This window comes from Paucibacter sp. M5-1, assembly GCF_027498415.2.
Classification (GTDB): domain Bacteria; phylum Pseudomonadota; class Gammaproteobacteria; order Burkholderiales; family Burkholderiaceae_C; genus Roseateles_E.
This window is the reverse complement of sequence record NZ_JAPZLM020000001.1, coordinates 1,374,875-1,388,292: the sequence shown is the minus strand read 5'-3', so window position 1 is coordinate 1,388,292 and position 13,418 is coordinate 1,374,875. Positions and strand designations below refer to the sequence as shown.

The 13,418-nt window shown below is 66.1% G+C and carries 12 protein-coding genes, 2 tRNA genes and 1 pseudogene; 7 read left to right on the top strand and 8 right to left on the bottom strand.

Annotated features, from left to right (window positions below; all coding sequences use genetic code 11):
- Window position 1 precedes the first annotated feature (1 nt).
- The 4 genes from O5M90_RS06360 (at window position 2) to O5M90_RS06345 (ending at window position 2,727) form a co-directional block, all read left to right on the top strand.
- Complete coding sequence (locus O5M90_RS06360; RefSeq protein ID WP_440401884.1) at window positions 2-1,171, top strand: uroporphyrinogen-III C-methyltransferase; 1,170 nt, start codon at window positions 2-4, stop codon at window positions 1,169-1,171.
- A gap of 21 nt (window positions 1,172-1,192) precedes the next feature.
- Window positions 1,193-2,440: a heme biosynthesis HemY N-terminal domain-containing protein gene (locus O5M90_RS06355; protein ID WP_137944418.1), complete on the top strand. Its 1,248-nt coding sequence runs from the start codon at window positions 1,193-1,195 to the stop codon at window positions 2,438-2,440.
- A 69-nt stretch (window positions 2,441-2,509) separates the two neighbouring features.
- A tRNA-Arg gene (locus O5M90_RS06350) sits at window positions 2,510-2,586 on the top strand.
- 64 nt (window positions 2,587-2,650) lie between these two features.
- A tRNA-Arg gene (locus O5M90_RS06345) sits at window positions 2,651-2,727 on the top strand.
- A 102-nt stretch (window positions 2,728-2,829) separates the two neighbouring features.
- Here O5M90_RS06345 and O5M90_RS06340 read toward each other — a convergent pair.
- The gene (locus O5M90_RS06340; protein ID WP_269840413.1) at window positions 2,830-3,792 is read right to left on the bottom strand and encodes an alpha/beta fold hydrolase; all 963 of its coding nucleotides are present in this window, start codon (window positions 3,790-3,792) and stop codon (window positions 2,830-2,832) included.
- Between the two features lie 185 nt (window positions 3,793-3,977).
- Window positions 3,978-5,099: a CaiB/BaiF CoA transferase family protein gene (locus tag O5M90_RS06335; protein WP_269840412.1), complete on the bottom strand. Its 1,122-nt coding sequence runs from the start codon at window positions 5,097-5,099 to the stop codon at window positions 3,978-3,980.
- A 47-nt stretch (window positions 5,100-5,146) separates the two neighbouring features.
- On the opposite strand from O5M90_RS06335, the gene greB reads away from it, so the two are divergent.
- Window positions 5,147-5,707, top strand: a complete 561-nt coding sequence (greB, locus tag O5M90_RS06330) for a transcription elongation factor GreB (RefSeq protein ID WP_269840411.1) — start codon at window positions 5,147-5,149, stop codon at window positions 5,705-5,707.
- Here the strand turns inward: greB and O5M90_RS06325 are convergent, their stop codons facing one another.
- On the bottom strand, window positions 5,708-7,978 hold the full coding sequence (locus tag O5M90_RS06325) for a RelA/SpoT family protein (RefSeq protein ID WP_269840410.1): 2,271 nt from the start codon (window positions 7,976-7,978) through the stop codon (window positions 5,708-5,710).
- A 69-nt stretch (window positions 7,979-8,047) separates the two neighbouring features.
- On the bottom strand, window positions 8,048-8,467 hold the full coding sequence (locus O5M90_RS06320) for a VOC family protein (protein WP_269840409.1): 420 nt from the start codon (window positions 8,465-8,467) through the stop codon (window positions 8,048-8,050).
- Window positions 8,468-8,606: 139 nt separating this feature from the next.
- Between O5M90_RS06320 and O5M90_RS06315 the strand changes: the two genes are divergently transcribed.
- Window positions 8,607-9,209 carry a TetR/AcrR family transcriptional regulator gene (locus tag O5M90_RS06315; RefSeq protein WP_269840408.1) on the top strand — a complete coding sequence of 201 codons (603 nt, stop codon included), beginning with the start codon at window positions 8,607-8,609 and terminating at the stop codon, window positions 9,207-9,209.
- Window positions 9,210-9,376: 167 nt separating this feature from the next.
- On the opposite strand, the gene O5M90_RS06310 is transcribed toward O5M90_RS06315, so the two are convergent.
- The 3 genes from O5M90_RS06310 to gmk all read right to left on the bottom strand — a co-directional run bounded on the left by O5M90_RS06310 (window position 9,377) and on the right by gmk (window position 11,735).
- Window positions 9,377-10,777 (bottom strand): IS1182 family transposase, encoded by a 1,401-nt coding sequence (locus O5M90_RS06310; protein WP_262968893.1) that lies wholly within the window; start codon window positions 10,775-10,777, stop codon window positions 9,377-9,379.
- Between the two features lie 112 nt (window positions 10,778-10,889).
- Complete coding sequence (gene rpoZ / locus O5M90_RS06305) at window positions 10,890-11,093, bottom strand: DNA-directed RNA polymerase subunit omega (RefSeq protein WP_124452325.1); 204 nt, start codon at window positions 11,091-11,093, stop codon at window positions 10,890-10,892.
- 21 nt (window positions 11,094-11,114) lie between these two features.
- Complete coding sequence (gmk, locus tag O5M90_RS06300) at window positions 11,115-11,735, bottom strand: guanylate kinase (RefSeq protein WP_137941943.1); 621 nt, start codon at window positions 11,733-11,735, stop codon at window positions 11,115-11,117.
- 334 nt (window positions 11,736-12,069) lie between these two features.
- Between gmk and O5M90_RS06295 the strand changes: the two are divergent.
- Window positions 12,070-12,488: pseudogene (locus tag O5M90_RS06295) on the top strand (transposase); the annotation flags it as partial.
- Here the strand turns inward: O5M90_RS06295 and O5M90_RS06290 are convergent.
- Window positions 12,485-13,414, bottom strand: a complete 930-nt coding sequence (locus tag O5M90_RS06290; protein ID WP_269840407.1) for a carbohydrate kinase family protein — start codon at window positions 13,412-13,414, stop codon at window positions 12,485-12,487. The pseudogene O5M90_RS06295 and the gene O5M90_RS06290 sit on opposite strands and share 4 nt — an antisense overlap.
- Between the last annotated feature and the right edge of the window lie 4 nt (window positions 13,415-13,418).

Below are 13,418 nucleotides of genomic sequence, written 5' to 3'. Positions count from 1 at the left end.
CGTGAGCGACAACACTTCCTCCCCCTCCTCGATGCCCGAGGCGGCCGCCCCTGTGGCGCCGCCCCCCATCCCCGTGGCCGCGCCCGCAGCCGTGGCCGGCGCCAAGGCGCCCCCCTGGGTGCCGGCGCTGGCGGCCGGCCTGACCGTGCTGTCGGTGGCCGCGCTGGGCCTGGCCTGGCAGGGCCAGACGCGGCTCAAGGAGCTGGAGCAGGAGCTGGTCCGGCGCCAGGGCCTGAGCCAGGGCGAGGCCAGCGAGGCCCGCACGCTGGCACGCCAGTCGCAAGACCTGACCCGCGATACCGCTGCCAAGGTGGCATTGCTGGAGGCGCGGCTGGCCGAGGTGGCGCTGCAGCGCGGCCAGCTGGAGGAGCTGATCCAGTCGATGTCGCGCTCGCGCGACGAGAACGTCATCGTCGATATCGAGTCGGCCTTGCGCGTCGCCTTGCAGCAGGCCGGCATCACCGGCAGCGCCGAGCCGCTGGTGGCGGCCCTGCGCCAGGCCGATGAGCGCCTGGCCCGTCACAAGCAGCCGCGCCTGGAAGGCGTGCGCCGCGCGGTGGCGCGTGATCTGGATCGCGTCAAGGCGGTCAGCGTGGTCGATGTCTCGACCTTGGCGATCAAGCTGGACGAGGTGGTGCGCCTGCTTGATGAGCTGCCGATGCTGTCGGCCGCGGACAAGACCAGCGAAGCGATGGCGGTTCGCCAGGCTCGGGTCGAACGGGCGGCAGCCAAGCCCGCCAGGACAGCTTCGGCAGCTGCCTCGGCACCGGCCGGCGATGGCCTGCTCGCGCAATGGATGGGCGTCGCCGAAGAGCGCTGGCGCGATCTGGCCAGCCATGTCTGGCTGGAGGCCAAGTCCTTGCTCCGGGTGACCCGTATCGATCACCCCGAGGCCATGTTGCTGGCCCCTGAACAAGCCTTTTTCCTGCGCGAGAACCTGAAGCTGCGCCTGTTGAACGCGCGTCTGGCGCTGCTGAGCCGGCAGTTCGACACCGCCCAGGCCGATCTGCGCGACACCCAGTCGCTGCTGGACCGCTATTTCGACGCTCGCTCGCGCAAGGTGGCGTCCGCCTCCGAGCTGCTGCGCCAGGTGGCCGGCCAGGCGCGCCAGGTCAATGTGCCGCGTCCCGACGACACGCTGGCGGCCCTGCTGGCCGCCGGTGGCCGTTGACGCGAAAGGCGACGCTTTCCTATGCGCACGATGATCTGGTTGGTGCTGCTGTTCGCGGTGGCGGTGGTGGCCGCGCTGACCTTGGGCAGCAATGATGGCCTGGTGAGCTTCTACTGGAATGGCTGGCGGCTCGATGTCTCGCTGAACCTGTTCCTGCTGGTGCTGGTGGGCAGCTGCTTCGCGCTGGTCACTTTGATCCATACGCTGAATGCCTTGACCAGCCTGCCCCAGCGCGCCCGCGAGTGGCGGCTGGCGCAGCGCGAGCGTACCGCGCAGCTGGCGCTGCGCGAGGCGCTGTCCGAGTTCTTCGGTGGCCGCTATGGCCGTGCCCAGAAGGCGGCGCAACGCGCGCTGACGATACAGGCGCAAACGGCCGAGCTGCCTCAGGACGGCGCTTTCATGGCCCTGAGCCATCTGCTGGCCGCGCACAGCGCGCACCGGCTGCAGGACCGGCGTCGCCGCGACGAGCAGCTGCAGCAGGCGCTGGATCTGGCCCAGCGCGTGCCGCAGGCCAAGGCCTCGGAAGAGGGCGCGCGGCTGCTGGCGGCCGAATGGGCGCTTGATGATCGCGATGCGAGCCGGGCGCTGGATCTGCTGGCCGAGCTGGGCCCCGGTGTGGCACGCCGCACCCAGGCCCTGCGGCTGAAGCTGCAGGCCTCGCGTCTGGCCAAGCAGCCACTGGAGGCGCTGCGCACCGCCCGGCTGCTGGCCAAGCATCAGGGCTTTTCGAAGGTCGCCGCCCAGGGGCTGCTGCGCTCGCTGGCCTTCGAGGCGCTGGAGGCCGCACGAGACGTCGATCAGCTGCGTCAGGTCTGGCTGCAGCTCGACGGCACCGATCGCCGCGATGTCTTTGTTGCCGCACGTGCCGCCCAATGCGCGGCCGGGCTTGGCGCACCGGAGGATGGACGAGGTTGGCTGCGGCCGTTCTGGGAGCAGCTTGACGAGCTGGGCAATGACGAGCGCGTCGTGCTGTCCGAGGCCCTGGTGCTGGCGGTGCCGGGCCTGGGTCCGGAGTGGTTGCAGCGGCTGGAGTCGGCAGTGCAGCGCTTCCCGCGCGACAGGCATCTGGCCTATGCGCTGGGCCATGCGCTGGCCGAGCGCCAGCTCTGGGGCAAGGCCCGTTTGATGCTGGAGCAGGCCGCCGAAGACCGCAGCCTGCCGGTGGCCGCACGCCGTCGCAGCTGGCTGACCCTGGCGGCGCTGGCGACCCACGACGGCGATATGGAGCGCCGCGCCCGCTGCTTCGAAGCGGCCGCCACCGCTCAATGAGAAAGATGACAGCCAAGTGGCAAACATTTGCCCGCGCTATAAATACCGTGCTATAGTAGCGGGCTTGGGGCGGCTGTAGCTCAGTTGGATAGAGTACTTGGCTACGAACCAAGGGGTCGTGGGTTCGAATCCTGCCAGCCGCACCAAAAAACATCGGATCCTGCCATCCCACGACGGGCAGGGTCGAGTCAGAAGAAGAAAGAACGTCGTGCGGCTGTAGCTCAGTTGGATAGAGTACTTGGCTACGAACCAAGGGGTCGTGGGTTCGAATCCTGCCAGCCGCACCAAAAAAACAAGAAGCAAATCGACGGCCTAGAGGCTCAAACCTCTAGGCCGTTTTTCTTTGCTGGGAATACAGCCGCCGGGAGGCGGCTATCGCTTGTGCAGGCTCAGCGGGCTGTCTGGACCTGCTGCGACCACGACTTCGATCCGCTCTTGCCGTCGAGGAAGGGCAGCACGGTGCGGGCCATCTCCGGCGCGAAGAAGATCTCGTAATGCGTCAGGTCCGGCAGAATCGCCAGCCGGTTGCGTGACATATGCTCGCGCCCCCAGCCGGCGTCCTTGAGCCCGCCACCGAGCAGCTGGTAGAAGCGAACGATGTGCTCGGGGCGGAACATATCGCTGTCGCCGTAGACCAGCATCACCGGCATGGCCAGCTTCTTCACATCATCGGACCAGTCGTAAGGCTTGCGCATCCACTCGCCCATCTGGTCGAGCAGTTTCGGAAAGTCCTCGGGCCGCGGCGCAAGCTTGGCATAGGACTGGTACATCGGCGTTCCCTTCATCGCCTCGGCCATCGCGGCACCCACCTGTGCCTGCATAGGCAGCATCTCGGGATAGAAGCCGTCCTGCGCATAGCCGCCCGACACCAGGACGAGGCGGCGCACCATCGCCGGGTGCTGGGCTCCGAGCCGCAAGGCCACGCCGGCGCCAAGTGAATAGCCGAGCACATCCACCTGCTTGTGCCCCAGCGCGCTGATCAGGCCTGCCATGTCGTTGCCCATATCGGGCAGGTCGATCTTTCGTTCGCCCAGGGCGGTACGGCCGTGGCCGTGCAAGTCCACCGCGATGACGCGCCGCGACTTGGCCAGCATCGGCAGCACCGGCCCGAACATCTCGATCGAACCCAGGCCGCCGTGCAAGAGCAGCAGGGGCTCGCCCTTGCCGTGTATTTCGTAGTAGTAGTTGAGACCGTTGACCGCGAGGTGACCGCTGTTGGCGATCTGGCGCTTGCTGGCGTGCGTGGCCGGCGTCGCTTGGGCGTGGATAGGCGCGAATGCCGCTGCGGCAATGCAGACGATGCAGACGAGCAGCCAGACAAGGCCGGCAGGGGTCTTCAAAGAAAGGCGCATGAGGAGGTTTCCTTCAACCATGGTGACGAATGAGGCCTGCTTCAGTGGTGTGACCGGAGATCTCCGAAATCGGAAATCCTGTCCGCGATGAAGTCGAGGTGCTTGCATCGGTACGACGATCAAGAAGGGCATAGATCGACATCGATCGATATCGATTCGCGTACCGACACGTCCGAGCTCGCCAGCTAGCGTGTCAGCAACTCGATCTGTTCGGGCGTCAGCCCCAGTTCCAGCAGCAGCTCGCGCGTATGCGCGCCGGGTGTGGGGCCGGCCTGCGGCGCGCGGCCCGGCGTGCGCGAGAAGCGCGGCGATGCGGCCGGTTGCAGCTGCCCGTTGATCTCGGCAAAGTTGCCGCGAGCCCGGTTGTGCGGATGCTCGGCGGCCTCGGCCAGGCTCAGCACCGGTGCCGCGCAGGCATCGCTGCCTTCCAGCAGCGTCGCCCATTGGTCCCTTGTCTTGCTCCTGATGCGCTCGGCAACACGCTCGCGCAGTGTCGGCCATTGGCGTATGTCGTACTGCTGCGCGGGGTCGACATCGGCCAACTCCAGGCGTTGCAGCAGCTCGCGATAGAACGGCGGCTCGATGGCGCCCAGGGTCAGGTATTGCCCATCGGCGCATTCGAAGCTGTCGTAGAAGGGCGAGCTGTGCAGGAAGAAATTCTCGGCCGGCCGCTCGCTCCACAGGCCGCTGCCGCGCAGCGAATGAATCAGCGCGGTCAAGGTGCCGACGCCATCGACCATCGCGGCATCGACCACCTGGCCGCGCCCCGAGGCCCTGGCCTCCAGCAGCGCACAGAGCAGGCCGAAGGCCAGGAACATCGCCCCGCCGGCCATATCGCCGAGCAGCGTGGCGGGCAGGCTGGGTGGCACGCCGGCTCGCGTCGCGACCGACAGCGCACCGGTCAGCGCCACATAGTTGATGTCATGCCCGGCGGACTGGGCCAGCGGACCGGTCTGGCCCCAGCCGGTGACACGGCCGTAGACCAGGCGCGGGTTGCTGTGCTCGAAAGTCGCCGGGCCCAGGCCCAGGCGCTCCATCACGCCGGGCCGATAGCCCTCGATCAGCGCATCGGCGCTGTTGACCAGGGCCTGCACCGCCTGCAGCCCCAGCGGATTTTTCAGGTCGAGACAGATCGAACGCTTGCCGCGGTTCATCGCCTCGCCGGCGCCCAGGGTGCGCAGCGCCACCGGCCGCTCGATCACGATCAGCTCGGCGCCCATATCGGCCAGCAGCATGCCGGCGAAGGGGCCGGGGCCGATGCCGGCGAACTCGATCACACGCAAGCCGCTCAGTGGCCCCTGGCTCATCATCCTGTCTCCTGATGTTCTTTTGCACTGGCGACACAATACACGCCATGAGCAAGGCATTCACCAAGGAAAGCACGCAGGACGAGGACGACGAGGAGTTGGCCCTGCCGTCGCTGCCGCAGGGCACGCGCAACTACATGACGCCGGCCGGCTATGCGCGGCTGCGCGCCGAATTCATGGCGTTGCTGGACGTGGAGCGGCCCAAGATCGTCGAGATCGTCTCCTGGGCGGCCAAGAATGGCGACCGCTCCGAGAACGGCGACTACCTCTACGGCAAGAAGCGCCTGCGCGAGATCGACCGGCGCCTGCGCTTTCTGACCAAGCGCCTGGACATTGCCGAGGTGGCCGATCCCAGCGCCCACCATGGCAGCGACCAGATCTTCTTCGGCGCCACCGTGACCTATGCCAATGCCAAAGGCGAGGAGCGCACGATCACGATCAAGGGCATCGACGAGAGCGACAGCCTGGCCGGCGAGGTGTCGTGGATCTCGCCGATCGCGCGCGCTCTCTTGAAGGCCCGCGAGGGTGACGAGGTCCAGCTGATGACGCCCGGCGGTGTCGAGCGGCTGGAGGTGCTGGAGGTCAGCTACCCCGCGCCAACAAGCTGATCAGGGCTTGATTCGCCAGGCCCGCAGCACCGAGGGCGAGCGCTTCAGGGTGCGCAGCACATCGGCCAGATGCAGCCGGTCACGCACGCTCAGCAGCAAGCTCATCTCGGCGGTTTCGCGTGCCTGCGACTCGTCGCTCATCGAGATGTGGGTGATGTCGGCCTCGGCGCTGCTGACGGCCTGGGCCACCTGGGCCAGCACGCCCTTGCCATTGTTCAGCAGCACGGCCACACCGGCCTCGAAGGAGCGGGTCAGCTCGTCGGCCCAGTTGACCGCGATCCAGTGTTCGGCATCGCGCTGGAACAGGCGGCGACCGACCTGGCATTCGGCCGTGTGCACCATCAGGCCCTCGCCACGGCCCAGATAGCCCTTGATCTCGTCACCCGGGATCGGGCGGCAGCAGGGGGCCAGGCGCACCGAGGCGCCTTCGCTGCCGTCCAGCGTGACCTGACCCTGGGCCGGCGCATCATCGTTGGCAAAGCGGCCCATCGACAGCATCACCGCATCGGGGCGCTGGCCCTGTTCGGCCAGCATTCGGGCCAGCTTCTTGGCCACGATGGTGGCGATCTTGCGGCCCAGGCCGACCTCGACCAGCAGCTCGTCGACATGGCGGTTGCCGGCCCAGCGGGCCAGTTGCTGCCAGAGCTGGGCGGCCTCGTTGTCCTCGTCGTCCAGGCTGGGCAGGGCCAGGCCCTCGGCACGCAGAGCCTGGGCCAGCATCTTCTCGCCCAGCTCGCGGGACTCGTCCTGCTCCAGATTCTTCAGGAAATGGCGGATCTTCGAGCGCGCCCGGCCGGTGCGCACAAAGCTGAGCCAGGCCGGGTTGGGGCGAGCACCGGCGGCGGTGACGATCTCGATCACATCGCCGCTGCGCAGCTCGGTGCGCAGCGGCACCGGCTCGCCGTTGATCTGGGCGGCCACGCAGTGGTCGCCGACATCGGAGTGGATCGCGTAGGCGAAGTCCACCGGCGTCGCGCCCTTGGGCAGGGCCATGATCTTGGACTTGGGCGTGAAGACGTAGACGGCGTCGGGGAACAGGTCGATCTTGACGTGTTCGAGAAACTCGTTGGCGTCGCGCGTCTCGTCCTGGATGTCGATCAGCGACTGCAGCCAGTGCGCGCCCAGTTGCTGGGCGGCCTGGGCATCGCTGCGGCTCTTGTACATCCAGTGCGCGGCCACGCCCTTTTCGGCGACCAGATGCATGGCCTCGGTGCGCACCTGAAACTCCACCGGCGTACCCAGCGGGCTCACCAGCGTGGTGTGCAGCGACTGGTAGCCATTGGGCTTCGGGATCGCGATGTAGTCCTTGAAGCGGCCGGGCTGGGGCTTGTAGAGCTGATGCAGCACGCCCAGGCTGAGGTAACAGGTCGGCAGCTCGTCGACGACGATGCGAAAGCCGAAGATGTCGCTGACCTGGGCAAAGCTCAGGTGTTTGTCCTTCATCTTCTTGTAGATCGAGAACAGGGTTTTCTCGCGGCCCTGGATCTCGACCTTGATGCCGGCCTCGGCGAAGGACTTGACGACATCGCGCTCGATGCGCGAGACCAGATCGCGTCGATTGCCGCGCGCCTTGCCGATGGCCTTGGACAGCGCGGCATGGCGCCAGGGGTTGATGAAGCTGAAGGACAGCTCCTGCAGCTCGCGGTAGATCTGGTTCAGACCCAGGCGATGGGCGATCGGGGCATAGATGTCCAGCGTCTCGCGGGCGATGCGGCGGCGCTTGTCGGGCGCCATCGCCTGCATCGTGCGCATATTGTGCAGACGATCGGCCAGCTTGATCAGGATCACCCGCACATCGCGCGCCATCGCCAGCAGCATCTTGCGAAAGCTCTCGGCCTGCGACTCTTCCTTGGTCGAGAACTGCAGCTTGTCCAGCTTGGTGAGGCCATCGACCAGCTCGGCGGTCGGGGCCTCAAAGCGCTCGATCAGCTCGGTCTTGGTGATGCCGCAATCCTCCATCGCGTCGTGCATCAGCGCGGCCATGATGGCCTGGGCATCGAGCCGCCATTCGGCGCAGATGCCAGCCACCGCGATCGGATGGGTGATGTAGGGCTCGCCGCTGGCCCGGAACTGGCCCAGATGGGCCTCGTCGGCGAACTTATAGGCCTCGCGGATGCGCTTGATGTCCGATTTCGGCAAGTAGGCGAGGCGATGCACCAGCGCGTCGAACGACGCCGCCTCGGCCTCGGTCGGCTCGGGGGCGGGGCGTAGGCCTGACAAGCCGGTGAGGGCGGCGGGCAGGCGAGCGACGGCAAATGATCTGAAACCCATGCCCCGAATTTAACGCAAGGCCGCCGGGCTCTCGGTCAGCAGGGCCGGATATGGGCTTCAGCCGGCGTCTCATTGCATGTACGGGTCCCAGAAATCGGCGGCAGGCTCGACCTGCTCGCAGATGTCCAGCGCCAGGCCGGCCGGGTCCAGGCATTGGAAACGGATCTGGCCCCAGGGTTCGCGCCGTGCCTCGTAGCTGATCGTGATGCCGGCCGCGTGCAACTCGGCCTGGGCCGCCATCGCATCGGCCACCTGCAGCGTCAACAGCAGGCCCCGACCGCTGAACAGCTCCGGCCCGGGCGGCATCGACGGATGGTCGGCGCTCATGAAGGCCAGCGTGATGGCGTGGCCCGTTTCAGCGGGGCGCTGCACCATCACAAACCAGCTCGACGAAAACACCGTCTCGAAGCCGAAGTAGCGCTGATAGAACTCGGCGCAGGCCTGCGGCTGGCTGGTCGTGACGAGGGGGTAGTGATCCAGAATCTGCATGACTTTCACCTGTTTTCAAATGCATACTGTCTGTATGTGAATTGACTTTAAAATACAGACAGTCTGTATGTCAACGGTGATGCCAAAGAAAAACACCACCTCCGCTCCGCCCCCGGAGCCGACCGCGCCGGCTGCCCCCTTGGGCAAAAAGGCCCAGCAGGCGGCCGACTCGCGCGCGCGCCTGATTGCGCAGGCGCGCGCGCTGTTCCAGACCCAGGGCTATGCCGCGACCTCGACCGAGACCCTGCTGGCCGCCACCGGGCTGACGCGCGGCGCGCTCTATCACCACTTCCGCGATAAGAAGGATTTGTTTCAGGCGGTCTGTGAGCAGATGCATGGCGAACTGGCCCAGGCTATCGAGGCGGCAACGGCCGATGTGACCGACGACAGCGAGGGCCTGCGCCTGGGCTCACTGGCCTGGATGGCCGCCGTTGGCGAGCCGGGGCGCTGCCGGGTGCTGCTGATCGATGCACCGGCGGTGCTGGGCGAGGCGCAGTGGGAAGCGCTGGATGCGCGCCATGGCTATGCGTCGCTGCAGCAGGGGCTGCGCGAGATGCGTCAGGCGCATACGGCGACCGGCCTGCTGCAGTCCGACGCGCTGGCGGCGGCGCTCAATGGCGCGATGAATCAGCTGGCGCGCTGGAGTGCCGAGCAGGGCAGTGAGGCGGCGCGGCAGGAGGCGGCCGGGGTGGTCGAGCAACTGCTGGCGGTGGCCACCCAGAAACAAGAAAAGGCGCCCTGACAGTCCGTGTCAAAACGGCTGCGAAGGGCGCCAAGAGCAAAGCGCTCCGAGTTTCTCGGAGCGCTTTTGTTTGGGCGCGCGCGAGGTGTCCATTGGAGCGTATTGCGTGACGGTGGGCTGAACAGCCGAAGCCTTGTGTCGGACCGCAACAAACACTGGCACCGGCATCACATAGCTAGCTTTTGCAACATTTGCTGCCCACCCAGCACCGCCAGTGCCCGTTTGACGTTGTAGGCCAGTGTCGCCAACGCGATCTCCGCGCCGGCCCCCGTCAGGCCTCGCATCAGGAAGCGGGGCTTCTCGAAGATGTGGAACTTCAGGGCCGCAAACGGGTGTTCGACGGTGCAGCGGCGCAGCCTCATCGCCTGGGGTGTAGCGCGCTGGTGGATGCGCTGCAATGCCTCTTCGTAGAGATGGCGACTGAGCGTGCGCCGTGGGGCCTGCGTGCAGCGCGCCTTCATCGCGCAAGCGCCGCAATCGCCGGGCTGCGCTGCATAGATCACGACCTTACCCGCCCGATGCAACTGCTTGCGCTGCAGCAGTTTGTCTGCCGGGCAGACGTAGGCGTCAGCCTGTGCGTCGTAGGTGAAGCGGCCTTGGTCGAACAAGTCCCCCTCGCCCTGGTTGTTGACCGCGCGCTTGACGGGGACATGCACCCGCACGCCTTGATCCTCCAGCGCCTGCGCCTGTTCGCCATTGGCATAGCCCGCATCCGCCACCAGCTTGAGCTCCGTGCCGCCCAGGGTCTGCTGCGCCGATTCGCCCATGCGCTGCAGGCAGCCGTTGTCACCCGCCTGCGCGTTGACCTCGTGGGCCACGATCAGGGCATGCTCGGCGTCGACGGCGGTCTGTACGTTGTAGCCCGGGCCCTTGCCCTTGAGCACTACAGCCTCGGGCTCGGTGCTCACGTAGCGCTGCTTGTCGCTGTCCACCTTCGCCAGCTCGGCCTGCTGTAGCTGCAGCCGCGCCAGCGCCTGGCGCAGCGCCTGAGCGTCCAGCTCCGCCTCGCCTTGCTGCTGGTCGGCCGCCTCCAACTCCTGCAGGTACTGCGCAATGCGCTGCTCCAGCTTGGCCTGCAGTTCGGCCCGCTGGACCTCGTCCAGGATGGCCTTGCCGCTGGCCACGGCCTGGAACTTCGTCCCGTCCACGGCCACCCACTCTCCGCGGATCAGACCGGCTTCGGCGCAAAAGCGCACGAACTCGGCCCCGGCTCGGCGTAGCGGCTGCGCGTTGCAGCGACGGAACTCGGCAATGGTCTTGTGGTCGGGCGTGAGCCGGTGCAGCAGCCACATCAGTTCGATGTTGCGCTGGCACTCCCGCTCCAGACGCCTCGATGAGCGCAACCGATTGAGGTAGCCGTACAGGTACAACATCAGCAGGTCCGCCGGGTCGTACGGCGGGCGGCCTGTGGCCTTGCTGTGGGCTCGAGCAAAACCCAGCGCCTTCAGGTCCAGCCGCGCCACGAACGCCGCGATCACCCGGCACACATGCTCCGGTCCGATCAACTCGTCCAGCGACACCGGAAACAGGCTGCCCTGGTCTCGACTCTGTCCTTGCACGTAGCCCATAAGAACAATGCCCTGCAACTTGCGTTGCAGGGCATTGTCTTCAGGCCTTCAGCTTAGCGTCAGAGTATTGACACGGACTGCTGAGGCGCCTTTTTGCGGGTGCAGCGAGGGCTTAGACCGGCACCTTGCGGAGCATCTCGATGCCCACTTCGCCGGCGGCGATCTCGCGCAGCGCGGTCACGCCGGGCTTGTTCTTGCTCTCGATCTTGGGCGTGTGGCCCTGGCTCAGCATGCGGGCGCGATAGGTTGCGGCAAGCACCAACTGGAAGCGGTTCGGGATCTTGGTCAGACAGTCTTCGACAGTGATGCGGGCCATTTTGTTTCCAGTACGGGTGGTTCAGGGAAGATCAAGAGCGCGGAAGACGGCGGAGCGATTCCGGCGCTGAGCCGCGTATTTTAACCTTTGTGCGTGGACGATCGCTTTCAGGTCGAAAACAGCGGTGTCAAACACCGCATTGACGACGACGAAATCGAAGCGGTGTGCCTGCGCGACCTCGATGCGCGCATTGGCCATGCGCCGCTCGATCACGGCGGCCTCGGTGTCGCCGCGGCGATTCAGGCGCTGCTGCAATTCTTCCCAGGACGGCGGCAGGATGAAGACCAGCACCGCATAGGGGAACAGCTGCTTGATCTGCAGCGCACCCTGGAAGTCGATCTCCAGCACGACATCATCGCCGGCCGCCATGCGCGCCTCGATCGCGGCGCGCGAAGTGCCGTAGAGATTGCCATGCACCTCGGCCCACTCGAAGAAGTCGCCGTGCTCGACCTTGGCGCGGAACTCCTCGGGCGTGATGAACCAGTACTCGCGGCCATGCTGCTCCTGGCCGCGCGGTGCGCGCGAGGTGTGCGAGATCGAGACGGCCAGCTTGGCGTCCAGCTCAAGCAAGGCCTTGACCAGGCTGGATTTGCCGGCGCCGCTGGGCGCGGCGACGACGAAGAGATTGCCGGGATATTCCATATCAGCCTGCTTATTCAATGTTTTGGACCTATGTGTCGAGTCCAAGGCTAAGTACCTGTCAAAAATAAGTTTTCTCGCTACCCACCACCAGAAGCCCCACAGAAAACCCCACAAGTTGCCGGCACTGCCGGACATCGCCTGATTCGCCACGGGCGCAGCGGCGCTAGTTTAGCTTTTCGAATCGCGCGAGCTCGCCGAGCCCAGCGAGTCCGGCATCGCTTACCTTGCGGCGTTCGCTTGTCGCTTCAACCATCGTCTCGAACCTTGCGGGCTTGTGGCAAAACTCGTTGTGGGTGTGGCGCGATGCGCGCCCGCCAAAAAGGTCGGTCCTCAAGGCACCATCCTGGCCAAATGCAAGCCGTGCTATCGGCATCAGGAGTTTCTGACGTTCCTGCGCTCCATCGACAAGGCCGTGCGGCTGAGTTGGGCGTGCATTGCATCATCGACAACTAAGCCAGCTACAAGCATCCGAAGATGAAGGCCTGGCTCGCCAGTCGGCCGCGTTGGCACATGCACTTTGCGCCGACCTATTCCAGTTAACTTAATCAAGTCGATCGGTGCTTTGGGATCATCACCGACAAGTCGATCCGACGCGGGTCATTCATCAGCGTGAAGGAGCTGACGAAGAAGATCGACAGCTTCGTCAGCCGATGCAACACGAACTGCAAGCCGTTCACCTGGACGGCCACCGCCGATTCAATCCTCGCCAAGCTAGTTCGGCTCGGCGGACGAATTGCTGGGACGGCACACTAGGTGGGTGTGGCCTGCGGCATGCGCGCCAGCAGCATCTGAATGACGGCCAGGGACGGTGGCGTGGCCCCAGCAGCCAGGCAAGCCGCCGCACCGCCAGCAATCGAGAAGCGCAGATGCTCGGAAGCGCCTAGCTCGCTGCGCTGGCTCAGGCTGTAGAGCAGGGCGGCGATGCTGGCGTCTCCTGCACCAACGCTGTCCACTACCTCGATGGCCGGCACTTGCGCATGCCAGCTGCCCGTGGCGCCGTGCAGCGAGGCACCCTCGGCGCCACGGGTGTAGAGGTAGAGTGCGGCAGGATTCCAGGCGCGTAGCGTCGCAAAGCTGCCGGCAATGTCATCGCTGCGGAACAGGCCTTGCAGGTCTTCGTCCGAGACCTTGACCACGTCGGCCAATGCCACCATGTGGCGCAGCGTCTCGTCATAGCGCTCGTCCATCAAGGCACGGAAATTGGGGTCGTAGCTGATACGCACGCCGGCGCTCTTGAGCTCGGCGGCCAGGGCCAGCAGCTTGGCCGCCAGCGGCTCGCGCGCCAGGCTGATGCCCCCGAAATGTACCCAGCGTGCCCGCTGCTGCCAGGTCGACGGCAGCTGGGTGGCATCGAAGTGAAGATCGGCGCTGTCGTCGCCGACGAAGAAATAGCGCGGTGGCCGTGTCTGATGGACGATGGCAAGCAGGGGCGATTTGGGCGGGCGCTGCAGAAAGCGCAGATCCAAGCCGGCCGCCTCGCTGGCCTGCCACAGGGCATCGCCGAACACGTCGTTGCTGATGGCGCCGGCAAAGGCAGTGGGAAGGCCAAGTGCCGCCAGCGCGCGCGCCACGTTCCAGGTCGAGCCGCCGACCTTGGCCTGCCATCGCTGCGTAGCGGCGTCTTCAATGATCAGGTCGGTCAGGGCTTCACCAGCGGCAATGAAGGAAGGCAGTGTCATGAGA